This window comes from Bradyrhizobium sp. P5_C12, from assembly GCF_054049735.1.
Map to the genome: position 1 here is coordinate 14,617 of NZ_JBFULU010000052.1, position 24,576 is coordinate 39,192.

General features: G+C 63.5%; 1 protein-coding gene. It reads right to left on the minus strand.

Annotation, left to right across the window (positions count from 1 at the left end; translation table 11 throughout):
• Positions 1-96: 96 nt before the first annotated feature.
• Entirely contained in the window at positions 97-24,165 is a 24,069-nt protein-coding gene (locus tag ACXJMY_RS31870) for a choice-of-anchor tandem repeat GloVer-containing protein (protein ID WP_456623309.1), read from the minus strand.
• Between the last annotated feature and the right edge of the window lie 411 nt (positions 24,166-24,576).

The window sequence follows — 24,576 nt, forward strand, 5'->3', positions numbered from 1 at the left end:
ATCGACATCCTCGTCACTCGCCGGGCTCCAGCGAGCGAGGAATCGCGAAACTGCAATGCAGAAAATCACGACATGAGATGCTGCTCAACACGCTCGTCAAGAATGCCATGCCGTCGCGATCGCGTTTTGCAGGCTCGCATCGTTTGGAGCGGCGGTGTTGCCCGGCGAGGTCGGATCAAAGCCCGGGTTGCTCGCCGAATAGGACGCCATCGCCTGCACCAATTGCGACACCTGGCTATCGATGTTGAGGCCCGCGGCCGTGATTTCCTGGAACTGGTTGGCGCTGTTCGAGAACCAGCCCGTTGCGGTCACGCTTGTGCTGGTTCCCAGGATGTCGATTTTCAGGTCGTTGCCCGACTGGAGGAACCACAGGTTCTGGTCGGTAATGCCTCCGGTGAAATCGAGATCGTTGGTCTTGCCCGCCTGGGCTGCGATCGTGATCTGACCGCTGCCCGTGGTCGCGAGGTAGGTGTTGTTGGTGTTGCCGTAGCTGTCGGTCACGCTCGCAAGGATCGCATTGTTGGCTTGGTTCGGCAGTTTCACCGACGTCGAGAAGGTGCCGTTGGACTGCACGACCGCCGTGCCCAGCGCGTTGCCATTGTCCGTCAAGGTCACGATCTGTCCGACCACCGCCGCCGTGCCGCCCGTGGCAATGGTGCCGGAAACGGTCTGCACCCCGGTGTTGCTCGGCACCGGCGCACTGGTGATGGCCAGGCTCGGAGCGATGGTGTCGAGTGTATCGACCACGGCCGTACTGCTGCCGGTCAGGCCAAGACTGTCCGTCACGCTCGCAACGAGCACATTGGCGCCCTGGTTCGGCAGCGTGACCGACAGCGAGAAGCTGCCGTTCGCCTGCACCGTCGCAGTCCCCAGCACCGTGCCGTTGTCGGTGAGCGTCACGGTCCGGCCGGCGACCGTTGCATCGAGCGAGATGACCGTCCCGGTGATGGTCTGGGTTGCTGTTTTGCCCGCTACGACGGCGCTGGTGATGGTCACGGTCGGCGGTACGGGCGGCGATGAATTGATCACCGTCGTGGTCGTATCGACGGTCGAGATCGGCACTGCGGGGGTTGCCACAAGCTCGAACACTACGCCATTGCTGTTGGCGCCGCCGGCGTAGGTCGTACCGAACAGGCTGCCAGCTGAATCAACGTACAGGCTTGATGCAGGATTGCTTCCATTGGAGTTGGTGAACGAACTGAGCACGGTCAGCGTGCTGCTGTATCCGCTCCCACTCTTGGCAATCTCGAACAGCGTGCCATAACCGTTTGCCCCGCCGTTAGTTGCCGTTCCAAAGATATTGCCGGCAGCGTCCATGACCAGACCGTTCGTCGGATTTGCACCATTCGAACTGTTGAAACTGGCCAGCGTGATCGGCGTGGTGCTGTAGCTGCCACCGGTCTTGACGATTTCGAACACCGTACCGTATCCGTTGGCCCCGCCACCATAGGTCGTTCCAAAGAGATCGCCGGCCGCATCCATGATCAGGCCGCTGTAGGGATTTTGGCCATCACTTCCGGTGAATGAGGTGAGTACTGTCGGTGTGCTGCTGTAAACGCTGCCACTCTTGACGATTTCAAAAACAACGCCCTTGCTGTTTGCTCCGCCGGTTTCTGTCGTACCAAACAAATTGCCCGCAGCATCCATAATCAAGCCGTTGTAGGGCAACCAGCCATTGGTGATATTGAAGGACGCCAATGATATCGGCGTGCCGCTGTAGCTGCTACCGCTTTTGACGATCTCGAACACATTACCCTGGCCACTGGCTCCGCCGGTGCCCGTCGTCCCGAATAGATTGCCCGCAGCATCCATGATTAGGCTGCCCCGCGGACCGGCGCCGTTGGTGCCGTTGAACGTAGCCACGGTCGTCGCCGTGTTGTAGGTACTGCCGTTCTTGACGAGTTCATAGACGATGCCGTTGCCGCTCGCGCCGCCTTGGACCGTCGTTCCAAAGAGATTTCCAGCCGCATCCATGATCAGACCACCATCGGCGTAAGATCCGAAGGCGTTGCTGAGCGAGGTCAACACGGTTGGCGTCGTGCTGTAAGTGCTACCGGTTTTGGCGAGTTCGAAAACCTCGCCGACGCCGTTCGCTCCACCATTCGTTGTCGTTCCAAACAGATTGCCCGAAGCGTCCATGATCAGACCAGCTTGGGAGTGATATCCGTTCGCGTTGTTGAACGATGCCAGCACCGTCGGCGCGCCGGCATAGGTCAGCGGAGTTCCATAGGCGTTGCTGGCATCCGACAGCGTGAACGTCGTGGTGGCGCTCGTGTTGGGCTGGCCGGCGAGCGGCGTGAAGACGAGCGCATTCAGCGCGCTGGTGATCGCCGCGGCCGTTCCCGACAAGGTATAGGTGCTGCCCGAGCCGCTCAGGCCCGTGCCCGACAACGTGCCGCCCGCGCCGCTCAGCGTGATGGTCAGCGTATCGGTCGCACCGAGGTTCAAGTCGCCGATGGTCACTCCGGCGAACGGGTTGACCGGCGCCTGCGACGTGGTCGTCGAGCCGTGTGCGCCCGTGATGGTCGGCGCAACGCTGCCGAGCGTGTCCACCATCGCCGCACTTGTTCCGATGTTACCGAAGCTGTCCGTCACCGTCGCGACGATCGCGTTTGCGCCCGCATTCGGCAGCGTCACGGCAACGCTGAAAGTCCCGTTCGACTGGACCGTCGCCGTCCCCAGCATCACCCCGTTGTCCGTCAGGGTCACGGTCTGGCCGGCCACCGTCGCCGCGCCACCGGAGGTCACGGTGCCCGTGATCGTCTGTGACGCATTCTTGCTCGCCTCCGCTCCGCTGAGAGTCACCGTGGGCGCGACGCTATCGAGCGTGTCGACCAAGGGGGCACTGCTGCCGGTGTTGCCGAAATTGTCGGTCACGATCGCGACGATCGCGTTGGCGCCCTGGTTCGGCAGCGTGACCGACGCCGAGAAGGTCCCGTTCGACTGAACGGTTGCCGTCCCCACGACCGTGCCGTTGCTCGTCAAGGTCACGGTTTGGCCGACCGCGGTCGCCGTACCGCTCGCGGCAACCGTGCCCGTGATCGTCTGCGCCGCGACGTTGCTCGCTTCCGCCGCGCTGGTAATGGTCACCGTCGGGGCCGTGTTGTTCAGCGTGAACACGACCGTCGCGCTGGAGCCGGTCAAGCCGGCGCCGTCCGTCACGCTTGCCATGATCGAGTTGGCGCCCTGGTTCGGCAGCGTCACGGTCGCGCTGAAGCTCCCGTTCGCTTGAACCGTCGCCGTGGCCAGTGTCACGCCGTTATCCGTCAAGGTCACGGTCTGACCCGCGACGACAGCGTCGGAGCTTACCGTGCCGGTAATCGTCTGGCTTGCGAGGTTGCCGGCCTGGCCCGGACTCGTGATCACGACGGTCGGGGGGACCGGAGGCGTCGAGCTGATCACCGTCGTGGTGCTGTCGACCGTCGCTATCGGCGTTGGAGGAGCAATAGGCAGCGAGAACACCACGCCGTTGCCGCTTGCTCCACCCGACGATGTCGTCCCCACCAGATTGCCCGCGGCATCGATCACCAGATTGACACCGAATGAACCGGTAGGCGTGTTGAGCGAGGTCAAGACCGTCGGCGTGCTGCTGTAGCCGCCCGCAGTCTTGACGATCTCGAACACGGTACCGGCGCCGTATGCGCCGCCGCTTCTCGTCGTTCCGAAAATATTGCCGGCGGCATCCATGGCCAGGCTGCCAGAGGGGTTGGAGCCAGTGGCTGTGCTGAACGACACCAGCACCGTCGCAGTGCCGCTATACGTGCTTCCGGTCTTGACGATTTCGAACAGGGTGCCGAGGTTGTTTGCCCCGCCTGTGTAGGTGGTCCCGAACAGATTGCCCGCTGCGTCAGCGATCAGGACACTCTCCGGAGTTTTCCCGTTGGTGCCGTTGAACGAGACCAGCGTCGTCGGCGTGCTGCTGTAGGTGCTGCCGGACTTGACGAATTCGATCACGGAACCAAACCCGCTGGCTCCGCCACTTTGTGCTGTCGTGAGCAAATTGCCCGCAGCATCCATGATCAGCCCGCTGAAGGGGAAGGTGCCATTGGCGGTGCTCAGTGAGGCCAGCACCGTGGGCGTACTGCTGTAGGTGCTCCCGGTCTTGACAATTTCAAACAGCGTGCCGTTGTTGTTGGTTCCCCCGGATAGTGTTACGCCGAACAGATTACCCGCAGCGTCCGTGATCAGATTACCCGAGGCGGTCTGGCCGACAGTGCTGTTGAAAGAGGCAATGACGATCGGAGCGTTGTAGCTGCTGCCATTCTTGACGAGTTCGAGCACGGAGCCGAAACCATTGGCTCCGCCGCTATATGGAGTGGCGAACAGATTGCCTGCGGCGTCCATGTTCAGCCCGCTCCAGGCGGTGCCACTCGTGAACGACCCCAGTACGATCGGCGCGCCGTAACCGCTAGCGGTCCTGACCATCTCGAACACGGTGCCGGAACCGCTTGCTCCGCCACTTTGTGTGGTTCCGAACAGATTGCCCGCAGCATCCCTTAGCAGGCCAGCGTTGGGGCTCGATCCAACCGTGCTGTTCATCGAAGCCAGCACCGTCGGAGTGCTCGCATATCCGGGCAGCGTGGTGTAGTTCGAGCTGACATTCGACAGCGTGAACGTCGTCGTGCCGCTGGTATTGGGCTGGCCGGCGTTCGGCGTGAAAACGAGCGCGGCGAGCTCGCTCGTGATCGCGGCCGCCGTCCCGGACAGGGTATAGGTGGTGCCCGAACCGCTCAGGCCCGCGCCCGACAATGTACCGCCCGCCCCGCTCAACGTGACGGTCAGCGTATCGGTCGCACCGATATTCAAGTCGCCGACCGTCACTCCTGCGAATGGATTGATCGGCGTCTGCGCTACGGTCGCTTGCCCCGCATGGGTCCCCGTGATGGTCGACGCGACCTGAAGAATGTCGAGCGTCGCCGCACTATAGCCGGCCAGCCCGAGACTGTCGGTGAAGCTTGCAACGATCGCGTTCGTGCCCGGGTTCGGCAGTGTGACCGTGGCCGAGAAGGTGCCGTTCGACTGAACCGTTGCGGTGCCCAGCACCACGCCATTGTCGGTCAGCGTCACGGTCCGGCCGGCGACGGTCGAGTCGGGCGAGGTCACTGTGCCGGTGATGGTCTGGGTCGCGGTCTTGCTGGCCTCCGCCGGACTGGTGATCGTGACGGTCGGGGCTACTGCGGGAACGGAGTTGATCACCGTCGTGGTGCTGTCCACCGTGGCGATCGGCGTCGTGGACGTCGCGAGAAGCTCGAACACCTCGCCGACATTGTTCGCGCCACCCGTCTCCGACGTTCCCAGCAGATTTCCCGCCGCATCGATCATCAATCCGCCGCCCGGGTTCGCACCGTTGGTGCCTGTGAACGCGGTCAATACCGTCAGCGCGCCGTAACTGCTGCCGATCTTGGGAATCTTGAATAGGGTACCCCTGCTGTTTGCCCCGGAATTCAATGTCGTTCCAAACAGATCGCCAGCCGAATCCATCACCAGGGGGCCCTGCGGTCCACTCCCGTTGGYGGCGCCTGTGAACGTGCCCAGCACGAGCGGCGCGCTGCTGTAGGTGCTCCCGGTCTTGACGATTTCGAAGACAGTGCCGACGCTACTTGACCCACCCTGGTAGGTGGTCCCGAACAGATTGCCCGCAGCGTCCGCGATCAAGGTGCCTTCCGGCATCATCCCATCGGTGTTGCTGAAGTAGGCCAACGTTGTCGGCGTGCTCGCGTAGCTGCCGCCGGTCTTGGCGATTTCGAATACAGTGCCAAAGTGATTGGCTCCGCCACCGGCTGCGGTCGTTCCAAACAGATTTCCCGCCGCATCCATGTACAGGCCAGCGATGACATTGTTGCCGTTGGTGCCATTGAACGAGACCAATACGGTCGGTGTGCTGGCGTAGCCGCCGGCGGTCTTGGCAATTTCGAATACCGTGCCAAGATTGTTGGCCCCGCCCGAGTATGTCGTGCCGAACAAATTGCCGGCCGCATCCATGATCAGGTTGCCTTCCGGTGAAGCCCCGTTGGCGCCGGTGAACGAGGTCAGCACTGTCGGCGTGCTGCTATAGGTACCACCGGTCTTGACGATTTCGAACACCGTGCCTTGGGTGCTTGCCCCGCCGCTCATCGTCGTACCAAACAGATTGCCCGCGGAATCCATCACCATGCCGCCGTAGGGCTTGGTACCGTTGGTGTTGTTGAACGTGGCCAACACCGTCGGAGTGCTGCTGTAGGTATTGTTGCCGGTCTTGACGATCTCGAACACCGTACCGGCATTGCTTGCGCCGCCTAGCGCCGTCGTGCCGAACAGATTGCCCGCCGCGTCCGTGATCAGGCCGGCTACCGGGGCCGAGCCCGTGGTGGCGCTGGTGAAGGAGTCCAGCACCGTCGGCGAGGCGGCGAAGGTCACCGGCTTGATATAGCCCGTGCTGGCGTCCGACAGTGTGAAGGTGGTGGTGTTGTTCGTGTTGGGAGCACCGACCGCAGGCGTGAAGACGAGCGCGTTGAGCTGGCTCGTGATCGTGGCCGCCGTTCCCGACAAAGTATAGGTGCTGCCCGAGCCGCTCAGGCCCGTGCCGGACAAGGTGCCCCCCGCCCCGCTCAACGTGATGGTCAGCGTGTCGGTCGCGCCGACGTTGATGTCGCCGATGGTCACACCGGCAAACGGACGAACCGGCATCTGCGATGAGGTCGCTTGCGCCGCAATGGTTCCGGTGATGGTCGGCGCGGCGCTGCCAAGCACGTCCACCACGGCCGCGCTGGTGCCGGTGTTGCCGTAGCCGTCGGTCACGGTCGCCACGATCGAATTGGCACCCTGGTTCGGCAGCGTCACCGTTGCGCTGAAGGTTCCGTTCGCTTGAACGGTCGCGGTGCCCAACACCACGCCATAGTCCGTCAAGGTCACGGTCTGGCCGACCACCGTCCCCGCACCACCCAGGCTGACCGTGCCGGTAATGGTCTGGGTTGCGACCCGGCTTGCCTCCGCCGGGCTGGTGATGGTCACCGTGGGAGCAATGTTGTCCAGCGTGTCGACCACGGCCGTACTGCTGCCGGTGTTACCGAGACTGTCGGTCACGGTCGCAACGATCGAATTGCTGCCCTGGTTCGGCAGTGTCACGTTCAGGCTGAAGGTGCCGTTCGACTGCACCGTCGACGTGCCCAGCACCACGCCATTGTCCAGAAGCGTCACGGTTCGGCCAACGACGGCGCCCGCGCCGCCGGGAGCGGCCGTGCCCGTAATGGTCTGAGCTGCGACGTTGCCCGCCACCGCGGCGCTGGTGATGGTCACCGCGGGGGCCCTGTTGTCGAGCGTGTCCACCACCGGCGCGCTGGTGCCGGTGTTGCCGTAGCTGTCGGTCACAGTGGCAATGATCGAATTGTCGCCCTGGTTCGGCAGCGTCACGGTGACGCTGAAGGTCCCGTTCGCTTGGACCGTCGTCGTGCCGAGCAGCACGCCGTTATCGGTGAGCGTGACGGTCTGGCCGACCACCGCAGCCGTGCCGCCGGAGACGACCGTGCCCGTGATGGTCTGCACCGCCACGTTGCTGATTTCCGACCCGCTGGTGATGGCGATCGTCGGGGCGATGTTGTCCAGCAGGTCCACGACAGCAGCGCTGCTGCCGGTGTTGCCGTAGCTGTCCGTCACCGTTGCAACGATGGAGTTCGCGCCCTGGTTCGGCAGCGTCACCGTCACGCTGAACGTCCCGTCCGATTGAACCGTCGTGGTGCCCAGCATCGTGCCGTTGTCGGTCACGGTGACGGTCCGGCCAACCACCGTTCCGACACCATCCAGGCTGACCGTGCCCGTAATCGTCTGCACGGCGATCGTGCCGGCAACGGCCGCGCTCGTGATCGTCACGGTCGGCGCGATATTGTCGAGCGTATCAACCACGGCCGCACTGCTGCCGGTGTTGCCGTAGCTGTCGGTGAGCGTCGCAACGATGGAATTCGCGCCCTGGTTCGGCAGCGTCACGGTCGTGCTGAAGCTGCCGTTGGCCTGAACAATGGCCGTGCCGAGCGTCACGCCATTGTCCGTCAGGGTGACGGTGCGGCCGACCACCGCCGCCGTCCCGCCGGAGACGACCGTGCCGGTGATGGTTTGCGCGGCGACATTGCTCGCTTCCGCCGCGCTGGTGATCGTCACCGTCGGGACAATATTATCCAGCATGTCCACGACAGCGGTGCTGCTGCCGGTATTGCCATAGCTGTCGCTCACGGTCGCCACGATCGAATTGGCGCCCTGGTTCGGCAGCGTCACCGTCGCGCTGAAGGTCCCGTCCGATTGAACCGTCGCGGTGCCCAGCACCACGCCGTTGTCCTTCAAGGTGACGGTCTGGCCGACCACCGTCGCGGCGCCACTCAGGCTGACCGTGCCCGTGATGGTCTGCGTCGCGACATTGCTCGCTACCGCCGCGCTCGTGATCGTCACGGTCGGAGCGATATTGTCGAGCGTATCGACCACGGCCGCGCTGGTGCCGACATTGCCATAGCTGTCGGTGAGCGTCGCGACGATGGAGTTCGTGCCCTGGTTCGGCAGCGTCACGGTCGAACTGAAGATGCCGTTGGCCTGAACAATCGCCGTGCCGATCGTCACGCCATTGTCCTTCAGCGTCACGGTCCGGCCGACCACGGCCGCCGTCCCGCCGGAGACGACCGTGCCGGTGATCGTTTGCGCCGCGACGTTGCTTGCTTCCGCCGCGCTGGTGATCGTCACCGTCGGGGCGACATCATCCAGCATGTCCACGACAGCCGCGCTGCTGCCGGTGAGACCGAGACTGTCGGTCACCGTCGCCACGATCGAATTGGCGCCCTGGTTCGGCAGCGTGACCGTCACGCTGAAGTTTCCGTTGGCCTGAACCGTCGCCGTGCCCAGCGTCACGCCGTTGTCCGTGAGCGTGACGGTCTGGCCGGCGACCGTTGCGTCGGGCGACGTGACCTTGCCGGTGATGGTCTGCGTCGCGACATTGGTGGCCACCGCCGCGCTGGTGATCGTGACGGTCGGAGGCACCGGGGGATTGCTGTTGGTCACCGTCGTGGTGGAATCCACCGTGGCGACCGGCACGGACGTGATGGGAATCTCGAACACGACGCCGTCGCCGTTCGCGCCGCCCGTCGTGGCGGTTCCGATCAGATTGCCCGCGGCATCGATCATCAGAGCGCCGATGGGGAATTGACCGTTGGCGCCGGTGAACGTCCCCAGCACCGTTGGCGTGTTGCTGTAACCGCTCGCGGTCTTGGCAATCTCGAACACGGTCCCGTTGCCGTCGGCTCCACCACGCTGCGCGGTGCCATACAGATTGCCCGCCGCATCCATGACCAGGCCGGACTTTGCGCCACCCGAGTCGCTGAACGAGACCAGCACCGTCGGCGTGCTGCTGTAGCCGCTGCCGCTCTTGACGAATTCAAACACGGTGCCGTGACCGTAGGCGCCGCCGTAGGTTGTCGTCCCGAACAGATTCCCCGCATCATCGATGAGCAGGGTGCCGTACGGCGAACCGCCACTCGCGCCGTCGAACGAAAGCAGCACCGTCGGTGTGCTGTAGCCGGCGGCGGTCTTGGCGATCTCGAACAGGGTCCCCCCTCCGTTGGCACCGCCGAGCTGTGTCGTTCCGAACAGGTCGCCCGCTGCATCCATGACCAGGCCGGCAAAAGCGGGGCGGTTGCCGTTGGTCCCGTCGAACGTCATCAATACCGTCGGCGTGCTGCTGTAGCCGCTGCCGTTCCTGGCGATTTCGAACACCGTGCCGTAGCCATTGGCTCCGCCATAGGCTGCGGTTCCGAACAGATTTCCGGCGGCATCCATGATCAGGCTGGATTCGGGGTATTGTCCGTTGGCGCCGTTGAACGCGGCCAGCAGCGTCGGTGTGCTGCTGTAGCCGTTGCCGGTCTTGACGAGCTCGTACACGCCGCCCAAGCCATTCGCGCCGCCCTGTTGGGTCGCGCCGAACAGATTGCCGGCCGCATCCATGATCAGGCCGCCTGCAGGGGTGGCTCCATTGACGTTGTTGAACCCGGCCAGCACCGTCGGCGTGCTGGCGTAGCCGCTGCCGTTCTTGGCGATCTCGAAAATCTCGCCGATGCCGCCGCCGCCGATGAATGTCGTGCCGAACAGATTGCCCGCCGCATCCCTGATCACGCCGGCGATAGGTTGATTGCCATTGGGGCCAGTGAACGTGGCCAGCGTCGTCATCGGGCTGACATAGGCCATGGACGTATAGGCCGAGCTGCCGTCCGACAGCGTGAAGGTCGTCGTATCGCTGGTATTGGGCACGCCGGCCGCGGGTGTGAAGACAAGCGCGTTGAGCTCGCTCGTAATCAGAGAGGCGGTTCCCGACAGGGTATAGGTATTGCCGAAATGGCTCAGGCCGGTACCGGACAGCGTGCCGCCGAGCCCGCTCATCGTGATTGTCAGCGTGTCGGTCGCACCGAGATTGGAGTCACTGATGGTGACGCCGGCAAACGGATTGATCGGCGTCCGTGCCGAGGTCGTCTGCCCGGCAGTTGTACCCGTGATGGTCGGTGGAACGTCGACCCTCTCCACCACCGCAGCGCTGCTGCCGGTGAGACCGAGACTGTCGGTCACCGTTGCAACGATCGAATTGGCGCCCTGGTTCGGCAGCGTCACGGTCGCGCTGAACAGCCCGTTGGCTTGAACAATTGCCGTGCCCAGCACCACGCCGTTGTCCGTCAAGGTGACGGTCTGCCCGGCGACCGTTGCATCGGGCGACGTGACCCTGCCGGCGATGATCCGGGTCGTGTATTTGCTCTCCTCCGCCGCAGAGGTGATCGTCACCGTCGGCGGAACCGGCGGATCGAAATTGACCACCGTCGTGGTGCGGTCGACCGTGGGGACGGCCACCGCCCCAACTGGGATCTCGAACACGACGCCGTCGCCGTTTGATCCGCCCGCAGACGTGGTTCCAACCAGATTGCCCGCCGCATCTATCATCAGGCCAACGGGGTATTGACCGTTGGCGCCGTTGAACGTCGCCAGCACGATTGGCGTGCTGTTGTAGCCGTTGCCGTTCCTGGCAATCTCGAACACGGTACCGTAGCCGTTTGCTCCGCCCTGCTGTGTCGTTCCGAACAGATCTCCCGCCGCATCCATGACCAGGCCGGACGACCTTGCACCACTCGAGCCGCTGAACGAGGCCAGCACCGTCGGCGTGCTGCTGTAGCCGCTGCCGATCTTGACGAGCTCATACACAGTGCCGGCACCGTGGGTTCCGCCGAAACTTGTCGTCCCGAACAGATTCCCCGCAGCATCCATCAGCAGGGTGCCGGAAGGCGAATCGCCACTCGTGCTGTCGAACGTCACCAAGGTCGTCGTCGTGTAGCCCCCGGCGGCGGTCTTGACGAGCTCGAACAAGGTGTTCCCTGCCGTTCCGAACAAATCGCCCGCAGCATCAATGACCAGGCCGCCGAAGCCGGGGCGAGAACCGTTGGTGCCGTCGAACGTCACCAGGGTCGTCGGCGTGCTGCTGTAGCCGCCAGCGGTCTTGACGATTTCAAATACGGTACCGAGGTTGTTGGCTCCGCCGAAATTTGTCGTCCCGAACAGATTCCCCGCAGCATCCATGACCAAGTTGGACTGGGGCGATTGGCCGTTAGCGCCGTTAAACGTGGCCACGACCACCGGGATGGTGTTGTAGCCGTTGCCGCTCCTGGTCACTTCGAACACAGTACCCAGACCGTTCGCACCGCCCTGTTGGGTCGTCCCGAACAGATTGCCTGCCGCGTCCATGATCAGGCCGCCCGCGGGGGTGGCTCCGTCGATGTTATTGAACCCGGCAATCACCGTTGCCGTGCTGCTGTAGCCGTTGCCGTTCCTGGTGATCTCGAACACGTCGCCATCGATGCCGCCCAAAAATGTCGTGCCGAACAGATTGCCCGCCGCATCCGCGATCAGGCCGGCGAGAGGTTGTTTGCCATTGGGGCCGCCGGTGAACGTGGCCAGCGTCGTCAGCGGGTTGTTGTAGGCCGGTATCGTGTAGCCGGTGCTGCTGTCAGACAGCGTGAAGGTGGTGGTGCCATAGGTGTTGGGCTGGCCGGCCGTCGGGGTGAAGACGAGCGCGTCGAGCGCGCTGGTGATCGCGGCCGCCGTCCCCGTCAAGGTGTAGGTGTTGCCGAAACGGGTGAGGCCGGCGCCGGACAGCGTGCCACCTGCCCCGCTCACCGTGATGGTCAGCGTGTCGGTCGCGCCGGCGTTGGAGTCACCGATGGTGACGCCGGCAAACGGATGGACCGGCGCTTCCGACGAGGTCGGCTGGCCTGCCTGCGTGCCGGTGATGGTCGGTGCCGCCCCCAGAACGGTGGTGGTGGTGCCGTCAGCCGTCGTGTTGGTGACCCACTGCTTCTTCGTCGTCCCGTCGGAATTGAGCTCGCGCGTCGTCGCCACCGTGCTGCCGTCCGCCCGGGTCACGATGGTTTCGATACTGTCGAACCAGCCGGCGTTGGTACTGTCGATCTGGACAGTCGTGACAAGCCCATTGGCGTCGATCGACGTCACGATGCGCTCGGCGACCTGACCATTTGCCTTGAGATAGTAGGCGTTGGTGACCGAGCTGCCGTCGATGTTCTTGTTGGTGACGGCGTGATAATTATAGGTCCCGGTGCCGTGGGTATCCTCGTCGACGGTTCGGCTGAAGCCGTCGGCGCTGACCGTTGTCACGGTCTGATCGAGCAACGCGCCGCCGGCGGTCAGATCTTTTGTGATCGTCGACGAGCTGCCGTCGACGGCGATCGTCGTCACTTCGGTATGATCGAAGTAGCCAGCCCCCCTGGTATCTTCCTGCAGCGTCCTGGTCCGGCCGTCGGCGCTGGTGGTCAGCACCCCCTTCTGATGGAGCGTGCCGTCGCTGTTGATATCGGTAATGGTCTCGGTGGTGCTGCCATCGAGATTTTTCACGGTCACGTCGGTTCGCGTACGGCCAATGGTTCCGCTGCCGCTAAAATCCCACTGCGTGGTCCTGGTCAGGCCGTCGGCACTGGTGCTGACGATCGTCCGGTCTTCGACAGCGCCCGCCGGGCTGTAGTCGATGAAGGTGTCGGTCTTGCTGCCGTCAATGGCCGCCACGCTGGTCTGCGTTTGATCGATGATGCCGTTGCCGTCCGCATCGCGTTGGATGGTGACGGTGCGACCGTCGGCGCTGGTCGTCGCGGTCATGGCGTCCTTGACGGAGCCATTGCCATTGTAATCGACGATGACACTGGTCTTGCTGTGATCCGCGTTGACTGCCGAATAAATCGTCTCGCTCTGATCGGTAGAGCCGTCGCCATTGGTGTCGGAAACGACGGTCGTGGTTCTGCCGTCCGCGCTGGTCGTGGTGACGGTTTTCGACAGCAGGGAGCCGCCGGCCTTATAGTTCGATACGGTTTCAGTGCGCCGACCGTCGGCACCAAGGACCGTGACATCGGTTGACGTCTGACCGGCACCGGTGCCGGAAAGCCATGCGACGGTGTGACTGAGGCCGTTCGCGCTTGTGGTCTCGGTCTTGGCGGAGGTCACCGAACCGCCGGCGTTCAGGGTCGTGACCGTCTCGGTCCGGCTGCCGTCGGCGTTGAGAGTCGTCACATCCGTCTGGCTTGCACTGACCCCGGACCCTGTCAGATTCCACTGCGTGGTCACGCTCAGACCATTGGCGCTCGTGGTGGTCACCGTCCGGTCCGTCAGCGCACCGCCGGCATTGTAGTCGCTGACCGTCTCGGTGCGGCTGCCGTCGGCATTGAGCACGGTGACATCCGTCCGGGTTTGGTTGAACGAACCGGCACCGGTGGTGTCGCGCTGTGTCGTTACCGACAATCCGTTGGCGCTCGTGGTGATGACGGCCTTGTCCTTGAGCGCGCCGGTCGCGCCGTAATCGGTGAGCGTGGCGACCGTGCTACCGTCGGGATTGACGACCGTGGTCACGTTCTGATCGACGACGCTATCGCCGTTGAGGTCCAGGGACATCGATACGGTTTTGCCGTCGGCGCTAATCGTCTCGATTTCCCGGCGCGTCAATGTTCCGGCGGCATTGGTTCGGGAGATCGTTTCGATGCTGCTGCCATCGGCATTGAGCACGGTGAGATCGGTCTCCGTCACGTTGAAGACGCCGCTCCCCGTGGTGTCGTCCTGCGTCGTCTTCGACAGGCCGTTGGCACTGGTCGTGATCACTTGCTTGTCGCGCAGCGAGCCATTCGCATTCAAATCCGAGATGGTCTCGGTCCGGCTGCCGTCGCTGTTGAGCACGACGACGTCCAGGGTGGTTTGCGTGAACACCCCGGATCCGGTGGTGTCGCGTTGGGTCGTTGTCGACAGACCGCTGGCGCTGGTGGTGGTAACCGACCGGTCTTTAAGCGCGCCGCTGACGCCGTAATCGGCGACGGTCCTGACGATGTTGCCATTCGAGGCAACGACGTCGGTTTCGGTTTGATCGGCGATGCCGTTGCCGTCGAGGTCCCGCGTCGTCGTAACCGTGCGGCCGTCCGCACTCGTGGTTACGACGATCTTGTCCTTCAACGATCCATTGGCATTGAAGTCGCTGGCCGCCTCGGTCCGGCTGCCGTCGGCATTGAGGACGACGACGTCGGTGCGGGTGTCGTTGAACGTACCCGCCCCCGCCGCATCCTGCTGCGTCGTGACCGACAATCCATTGGCGCTGGTGGTGATGACGGTGCGGTCCTCGACCAAACCGTTGGCGCTGAAGTCGGTGATGGTCTCGGTCCGGCTGCCGTCGGCATTGAGAACCGTGACGTCGGTGCGGGTCTGATCGAAGCTGCCGGCGCCGGTGCGATCCCGTTGCGTGGTCACCGACAGCCCATTGGCGCTGGTGGTGGTGACGGTGCGGTCGATCAGGGTGCCGTTGGCGCTGACATCGCTGACGGTCCTGGTCTTGCTGCCGTCGGCATTCAGGGCGGTGACGTCGGTTCGCTTCAGGTTGAAGCTGCCGGAACCGGCGGCGTCGACCTGGGTGGTGACCGACAGCCCGTTGGCGCTGGTGGTGGTGACGGCGCGGCCCTCCACCGTGCCGTTAGCGCTGTAGTCCACGACCGTCGACGTGGTGCTGCCGTCGGCGTTGCGGACCAGGGTCCGGATTTCATTGTAGAACCCGTCACCGGCCGAATCGATCTGCATCGTGGTGGTGGCGCCGTCGGCACTGACTGTCGTCACCGTCTTGGATGTCAGCGAGCCGTCGGCATGACCGTCGGTCACCGTCCTGGTCTGGCTGCCGTCGGCATTGAGAACCGTGACATCGAGCTCGGTCCGATCGAAGACGCCATCGCCGGTGTTGTCCACCTGGGTCGTCTTCGACAGTCCATTGGCGCTGGTCGTGATCACCGTCTTGGCCAGCAAGCTGCCGTTGGCGCTGAGATCGGTGAGCGTCTCGGTCCGGCTGCCGTCACCGTTCAGCACGGCGACGTCGTTGATGGTCTCGGTAAATTGGCCCGAGCCGGTCGGATCGCGCTGAACCACTGTCGACAGACCACTGGCGCTCGTGGTGGTGACCGTGCGGTCCTTGAGCGAGCCGTTGGCGTTGAATTCGGCGACCGTCACGACCTTGCTGCCGTTGGCCGTAACCACGCCCGTCTCGGTGCGATCGGACAGCCCATCGCCGGTGACGTCCTGCTGAATCGTCTTCGAGAGGCCGTTGGCGCTCGTCGTGACAATCGTCCGATCCAGCAGCGAACCGTTGGCGCTGCGGTCGGTCACCGTCTCGGTCCGGCTGCCGTCGGCATTGAGCACGGTAACATCGGTGCGGGTGTCGTTGAACGTACCCGACCCGGCTGCATCCTGCTGCGTCGTGACCGACAACCCGTTGGCGCTGGTGGTGATGACGGCGCGATCCTCGACCGAACCGTTGGCGCTGAGATCGGTGATGGTCTCGGTCCGGCTGCCATCGGCATTGAGAACCGTGACGTCGGTGCGCCTCTGATCGAAGCTGCCGGCGCCGGCCTGATCCCGCTGCGTGGTCACCGACAGCCCGTTGGCGCTGGTGGTGGTGACGATGCGGTCGATCAGGGAGCCGTTGGCGCTGACGTCGCTGACGGTCCTGGTCCGGCTGCCGTCGGCGTTCAGGGCGGTGACGTCGGTTCGCGTCAGGTTGAAGCTGCCGGACCCGGTGGAGTCGATTTGGGTGATGATCGACAATCCATTGGCGCTGGTGGTGGTGACGGTGCGCCCCTCGACCGTGCCATTGGCGCTGCAGTCCATCACCGTCGACGTGGTGCTGCCGTCGGCATTGCGGATCACGGTCCGGACTTCGTTGTAATAGCCGTCGCCGGTCGAATCGACCTGGATCGTGGTGGCGGCGCCGTCGGCACTGACCGTCGTCACAATTTTCGATTTCAGCGAGCCGTCGGCATGGCTGTCGGTCACCGTCCTGGTCCGGCTGCCATCGGCATTGAGGGCAATGACATCGGTCTCGGTGAGATCGAAAACGCCATCGCCGGTGCTCTCCACCTGCGTCGTCTTCGACAGCCCATTGGCGCTGGTCGTGACCACCGTCTCGGCCAGCAGGCTGCCATTGGCGCTGTGACTGGCGATCGTCTCGATCCGGCTGCCGTCACCGTTCAGGACAACGTCGTCATCGATGGTTTGCGTGAAGCTACCCGAGCCGGTCGGGTCGCGCTGAACCACGATCGACAGACCACTGGCGCTGGTGGTGGTAACGGTGCGGTCCTTGAGCGAGCCGTCGGTGTTGAAATCGGCGACCGTCACGACCTTGCTGCCGTTGGCCGTAACCACGCCCGTCTCGGTGTGGTCCGACACGCCGTCGCCGGTGACGTCCTGTTGAATCGTCTTCGAGAGGCCGCTGGCGCTCGTCGTGACAATCGTCTGATCCAGCAGCGAACCGTTGGCGCTGCGGTCGGTCACCGTCTCGGTCCGGCTGCCGTCGGCATTGAGCACGGTAACATCGGTGCGGGTGTCGTTGAACGTGCCGGTCCCCGCCACGTCCAGCTGCGTCGTGACCGACAACCCGTTGGCGCTGGTGGTGACGACGGCGCGGTCTTCCAGCGTGCCATTGGCGCTGACATCGCTGACGGTCTCGGTCTGACTGCCGTCGGCATTGAGAACGATGACGTCGGTGCGGGTCAGATCGAAGCTGCCGGCCCCAGCCCGATCACGTTGCGTGGTCACCGACAGCCCGTTGGCGCTGGTGGTGGTAACGGCGCGGTTCTCCAGCGAACCATTTTCGCTCCGAGCAATAACGGTCTCGGTCTTGCTGCCGTCCGCGTTCAGGGCGATGACGTCGGTTCGCGTCAGGTTGAAGCTGCCGGATCCGGTGACGTCGACCTCAGTGGTCACCGACAGTCCGTTGGCGCTGCTGATGGTGACGGTGCGTCCTTCGACCGTGCCGTTGGCGCTGCGGTCCGTCACGGTCGACGTGGTGCTGCCGTCGGCATTGCGGATCACGGTCCGGACTTCGTTGTAATAGCCGTCGCCGGTCGAATCGATTTGCGTGGTGCTGGTGCCACCATCGGCACTGACCGTCGTCACCGTCTGCGACTTCAGCGAGCCGTCGGCATGGCTGTCGGTCACCGTCCTGGTCTGGCTACCATCGGCGTTGAGCACGGCGACGTCGTGCTCGGTCAGATCGAAGACACCATCGCCGGTGCTGTCTTGCTGGATCGTCTTCGACAGCCCATTGGCGCTGGTCGTGACCACCGTCTCGGTCAGCACGGTGCCGTTGGCGCTCAGATTGGTGAGCGTCTCGGTCCGGCTGCCGTCACCGTTCAGGACGATGATATCGTTGGCGGTTTGCGTGAAACTACCCGAGCCGGTCAGGTCGCGCTGAACCACGGTCGACAGACCACTGGCGCTGGTGGTGGTAACGGTGCGGTCCTTGAGCGAGCCGTCGATGTTGAAATCGGCGACCGTGACGATCTTGCTGCCGTTGGCCGCGACCACGCCCGTCTCGGTGTGATCGGACACGCCGTCGCCGGTGACGTCCTGCTGAATCGTCTTCGACAGATGGTTGGCACTCGTCGTGATAATCGCCTGGTCCAGCAGCGAGCCGTCGGCACTGCGATCCGTCACCGTCTCGGTCTGGCTGCCGTCGGCATTGAGAACCGTGACGTCGGTACGGGTCGCGTCGAAAATTCCAGATCCCGTTGCATCCTGCTGCGTCGTGACCGACAGCCCGTTAGCGCTGGTCGTGGTGACGGTCCGGTCCTCCAGCGCGCCGTTGCCGCTGACATCAGTGACGGTCTCGGTCCGGCTGCCATCGGCATTGAGAACCGTGACGTCGGTGCGGGTCTGGTCGAAGCTTCCGGTGCCGGCCGTATCCTGCTGCGTCGTCACCGACAGCCGATTGGCGCTGGTGGTGGTGACGATGCGGTCGACCAGGGTACCATTGGCGCTGGTATCCGTGACGGTCTCAGTCTGACTGCCGTTCGCATTCAGGACGGTGACGTCGGTTTCCGTCAGGTTGAAGCTGCCGGACCCGGTCACGTCCATTTGCGTCGTCGTCGACAGTCCGTTGACGCTGGTCGTGGTGACGGTCCGCGCCCTGAGCGAGCCATCTGCCGCAAAGTCGGACACGGTCGAGGTTGTGCTGCCATCGGCATTCAGGATCCGGGTCCGGACCTCGTTGAAGGTGCCGTCACCGGTCGAATCGATCTGCGTCGTCTTCGACAGCCCATTGGCGCTGGTCGTGACCACCGTCTCAGCCAGCACGGTGCCGTTGGCGCTCCGATCGGTCACCGTTTCGGTGCGGCTGCCATCGGCATTGAGAACCGTGACATCGCTCTCGGTCCGATCGAAGACGCCATCGCCGGTGCTGTCCACCTGGGTCGTCTTCGACAGCCCATTGGCGCCGGTCGTGACCACCGTCTCGGCCAGCAAGGCACCATTGGCGCTGTGATCGGAGACCGTCTCGGTTCGGCTGCCATCGACACCGAGGACGGTGACGTCGTCGATGGTTTCCGTGAACTGGCCTGAGCCGGTGGTATCGCGTTGAATCACGGTCGACAAACCGCTGGCGCTGGTCGTGGTGACCATGCGGTCCTTGAGCGAGCCGTCGGCGTTGAAATCGGCGACCGTCACGATCTTGCTGCCGTTGGCAGTGACCACATCGGTCTCGGTGTGATCGACCACCCCGTCGCCGCTATTGTCCTGCTGAATCGTCTTCGACAGGCCGTTTGCGCTCGCCGAGACAATTTCCCGAGCGAGCAGCGTGCCGTCCGCACTGCGGTCGGTCACGGTTTCGGTCCGGCTGCCGTCGGCATTGAGCACCGTGACGCCGGTCCGGGTCACGTTGAACGTGCCCGCCCCCGTCGCGTCCTGCTGCATGGTGACCGACAGCCCATCGGCACTGGTCGTGGTGACCGTGCGGTCCTCGAGCGTACCGTTGGCACTGACATCGGAGACGGTCTCGGTCCGGCTGCCGTCGGCATTGAGAGAGATGACGTCGGTGCGCGTCTGATCGAAGCTGCCTGTGCCGGTCGTATCCTGCTGCGTCGTCACCGACAGCCCGTTGGCGCTGACGGAGGTGACGGTGCGATCGATCAGGGCGCCGCTGGCGCTGGTGTCGGTGACGGTCCTGGTGTGGCTGCCGTTCGCATTCAGGATGGTGACGTCGGTTTCCGTCAGGTCGAAGACGCCGGACCCGGTCACATCCAACCGCGTCGTCGTCGACAATCCGTTGGCGCTGGTGGTGGTGACCGTCCGGTCCCTCAGTGAGCCGTTGGCCGCAAAGTCGGACACTGTCGACGTGGTACTGCCGTCGGCATGACGGACCAGGACCTGGACCTCGTTGTAGGTGCCGTTACCGGTCGCGTCGATCTGCGTCGTCTTGCTTTGACGGTCGGAACTGACGGTGGTCACCGTCTTGGACCTCAGCGTACCGTCGGCATTGCGGTCGGTGACCGTCTCGGTGCGGCTGCCATCGGCATTGAGGACGGTGACATCGCTCTCGGTCAGATCGAATACGCCGTCGCCGGTGGCATCGACCTGGGTTGTCTTGGACAAACCGTCAACGCTGGTCGTAACCACGGTCTGATCCAGCACCGTGCCGTTGCCGCTCAGATCGGTCCGGGTGACGGTCGAACTGTGATCGGCATGGACAACAGTGGCGTTGTTCTGCGTTGCGTCAACCGTTCCGTCGCCGTCAATGTCGCTCTGGACGACCTTCGACAGCCCGTCGGCGCTGGTGGTGGTGGTGGTCTGCGAATTCAGCGACCCGTCACGGTTGAACCACGAAGCCGTGTCGACGCTCGACCCGTTCGCCGCGGCCGTAACGGCCTCGGTATAATTGATGCTCCCCGCACCAATGGTGTCGGCCGCGACGGTTCGGGTCTGGCCATTCTGGCTCCGGATGGTGACCGACTGATCGCGCAGCGACCCATCGGCGTTGCGGTCAGTCACGGTCTCGGTGATGCTGCCGTCGGCACTATGAACCGTCACATCGGTCGTGGTCAGGTCGAACTGGCCATCGCCGTCGTGATCGACCTGGGTCGTCCTGGACAAGCCGTCCGCACTCAATGTGGTGACGACCTTGTCGCGCAGCGAGCCATCGGCAGCGAAGTCCTGCTGGGTCGTTGTCATGCTGCCATTGGCATTCAGCACGATCGCTGCGACCTGCACGAGATCGGCAACCCCGTCGCCGTTGCTGTCGGTCTGGATGGTCTTGGTCAGATGATCGGCGCTGGTCAGCGTGGCCATGCTGCCACGCAATGACCCGTCGGTATTGTAGATCGACACCGTTTCGGTCTTGCTGCCGTCGCCGTTGATGACGGTCAGATCGGTGTCAGTCTCGTCAACGACGCCGTCGCCGTTCGAATCGACCGTCGTGGTCTTCGACAGGCCGCTGGCGCTGGTCGTGGTGACGCCCTGATCCCTGAGCGATCCATCCGGATTGTAATCGGTGACCGTCACGGTCAGGTTGCCGGACGCATCCTTGGCATCGACCTCGATCTGGTTGAAGAATCCGCTTCCGGTCGAATCGCGATCGATGGTGACGGTATTGCGGTCGGCGCTGGTGCTGGTGACCGTGCGATTGAGAACGTGGCTGCCGGCGGCATCGAAATTCGTGACCGTCAGCGTAGTGCTTCCGTCGGCATTCGCGACCCGGACGTCGGTCTGCCGGCTGTCGATCACGCCGTCGCCATTGGTATCCTTCGTAATGGTGACGGTGTTGCCATCGGCGCTGGTGGTCGAGACGGTCTCCCTGGCGAGGCTGCCGTCGGTGTAGGACGCCTTGTTGTCGATCGTGGTCGAACCGTCGGCGTTGTGTGTCGTCGTCGTTGCGACGACATAGCCGTTGGAATCATACGCAAATGTGACGTCGGCTGCGGTGCCGGTGGTGCCGTCGGTCCTGGTGTAGGTGGTCTGACCCTGGATCGCAGAACCGTCGGGCAGAACGATCTTCTGCTGGTTCGAGGTCAGGTCGATCGAGGCGATGCCCAATTGCGCCAGCGTTTCGAGCTGCGTGGTGCCGTCCGCATTGGTCACGAGAACCTTGAACAGGCTCCAGTCAGTATCGCCGGAATCGAGCTTGCCGTCGTGATTGGTATCGAACACATCGAGCAACGCCTGCATGTCCGAGCCGGCAGTCGGATCCCACAATGTGAATTCGATTTCGTTAGCCTGGTTGATGACGCCGTCGTTGTTGGCGTCGAGCACCAGCACGCCATTGCCTGCCCCGGCCCACGCCGTGGCATGCTGCAGGCCGTCGCCGGTCATGTCGAAATAATGGTTCGATGACCCCAGCTGGGTGATCGCAATTCCGTTGCCGGTCAGGTCAAGGACGATCGGACTGCCGCCGCCACCGCCGCCGCCGTCTCCACCGCCGCCGCCGTCGCCTCCATCACCACCCCCATCTCCACCGCCGCCGCCATCCCCGCCGCCGCCGTCGCCACCAAAGGAATCAAATGAATCGAACGAGTCGAAGCTGTCGAATGAATCGAAGGAATCGAACGAGCTGTCGAATGAATCAAACGAATCGAAGTTCGGGGGCCGCGGAAAATAATCGGAGGGCGGGGTTGAGCCCCACAGATTCCAACCGGCCGGCGCCCACGACGGATAGTAGCTCGAGGCCGGCCGGTTGCCCAAATAATCCGTGATGCCGTTGTACCAGCCCGAGGTACCCGAGACCGACCTGCCGTCGGCGCCGCTGTACGACATGTTGCCGGACTCCGCCGATGGCTCCAGCGGGTTGTCGGCAAAGTAACCATAGTCGCCAAGACCGCCCTGGTTGCTCGGCAGTCGCGAATCGTCGAGTCCGTAGCTGCTGGGCGCGTGCGCGGCGCCATACCAATTGCTGATTCCGTTGCCGTCGCCGATCTGGAAGTTCGAGTCCTGGGTTACGGTGACGGACCGCGAGCCGAACGACGGCAGGTTTCCGATCGTCGTGCTGGACTCATAGCTGACGCTGACGTTGTTCGTTGAACTAAAGCTCAACGGACCCTGGTCGGACTGGCCAACGTCCACCTCGGCCTGAGTGAACTGGCCCTGCACCCATGGATTGGACGTCGAGGACTGGCTTGCGATCCCGTAAAACAGAACTTGCCCGTTCGCCCAATTGCCAATGTCGTCGCGGTCATCGTTCCGGCCGGTTGATCCCCGCGGCGCGCTGGCCTGCTGATCTGGCTGCGGCTGGTTGCCGGAATTTGAATTGGAAACATAGACAATGGTGGGACCGAGCGAGCCGGTGGTCTCCGGCGGACCAAACAGATCGGCGGCAGCCTGCGCAAAGGCATAGTCCGCCGTAAAGGCCGTCAGCTTTTCCGACCCCTGGATCGCGGCGAACGGATCGGGAGGCGGCGATTGATTTCCGAGATACAAGTTCGAAACAGCGGTCAGACTGAAGTTGTTGGTCCAGCTCCCGCTGGTGATGCCCGGGTTGCCGGTGATATCGCCCTCGGATTGGCCAGTGACCTCGTTCGCCGTAACGGTCGTCAACTGAGCTGCCGCGGCAGTGGTCCACGGATTTGCAGCCGCCGGATTTACCAGAGTGGGATTGAGGGCTTGCGGGTCGGCCCAATTGCCAATGCCGTTGCCGTCGCCGATCTGGCCTGTCGGCCCCTGTGGCGCGTTGGCCCATGGATCCGCAGACGGCTGGTTTGCAGCGGTCAGGACGTAGACGACAGCCGAGTTCGCCCAATTCGCACTGGTGAGATCCGGGGCGGCAGCAGGCCCGAAGAGATTGGCGGCTGCATTGGTGATGGCGATCTCCGCCGTGAAGGGCGTCAGCTCGCCCTGCGCTGCCGGTTCAGCCGCCGATTGGTTTCCTCCGAAAATGTTGAACGTATAGGAGAGATGGACATTGTTCGTGTAGGTCCACTTGCCGTCAGTCGCCTGACCGGTCGTGGCGGTCTGCGAACTGGCGCTTTGCGCCCACGGTTGGCCGTTGCCGTTGACCAATTGGAAATTCGACGCCGCGGGATTGACCTGGAGGACAGGCTGCAACTGCCCCAGATCCGAACTGAAGAGATTGAGCGGAATCGAAGAACCACCCGAACTCTGCTGAGACGGGCTCGGGAGTGCTGTCGCCGAGGAAAGCCACTGCGTCTCAGCGGTATAGGGAACGGCAGGCAGATTGGGGTTGAACGAAGGCGGGATTCCGCCGGGGATCCAGGCTGGATCCCCACCCCCTGCGGCGAAGGCGTCATTCAGATCGTCGTTGGGAAGACCCGGCCAACGGTTAGTCGCGGTTGTTTTGAGCGGCGCAAAGGGTTCGCGAAGCCAGTCCTTCGGCGGCACATAGGAAGCACTGCCCGGCACATCCACTTCGGCTGCCGCTTTAATGTCCCCGGCCACAGCGTACATGAGACGCGCAGCAAACTGCGGGTCCTTCCACCAGAGGTACTGGTACACTTGGTAGTTCGCGACGGCGCCGCCAATGACCGCGCCCGGCAGACTTCCCCATGCAGCCGCCGTTGCGATTTCCGGAAGCGTTGCACCGGCTATCCATGCATAAGTGCCGCCCGCGATCACACCGCCGTAGGTGACGCCGGTCGTACCGAGAAAGAGGCCGAACTCTGTACCGCCGGCCTTATACGCCTGGATACCGTTATAGATGTCGTAGCCGACCCCCAGCCCGAAAAGGCCGACTCCCGCCACGCGCACGAGCTGGCCACCGACATAAGCAAGGTTGCTCGCCGCAAGCTCCGACCGCAACACCAGGACACTTGCGCCATCGGTGGATAGTGGTCCGACATAGCCGTATTGCTGCGCCGCATACGTTGGGATTCCCATGTAGCGGGAATCCACAATGGCTTGCCTGACCGCACCGGATTTATTGGCGATAGTCAGCTCATCGTTGAAAAACCTTGTTCCATTCAACCGCGATTGTTTTTCACGAATGGCATCGATCTCAGTGACGGGCCGGCCACTGTTGCTCGGCCAGGGAGCTTGGGCAGCAGGCTGGGGCGGCTGGGCTCCAGGCCACCATCCCCCGTCGGGGAAGGAAGTGAATGTCTGGTTCCGAATGTAACGCGTGTTGCTCGACCGACCGATCCTTGCGGCGGCGTCCTCCAGAGCTTCACCGTTGAAGTCGCTTATATGGCCGGTGATCTGTCGCGGCGTGGCTCCGGCAGGAATCCTTCCAGCCTGAACCTCGCTAGCGTTCGCCGCGAGACCTTGTGGGGTGAAGTTATAGACTTTGTA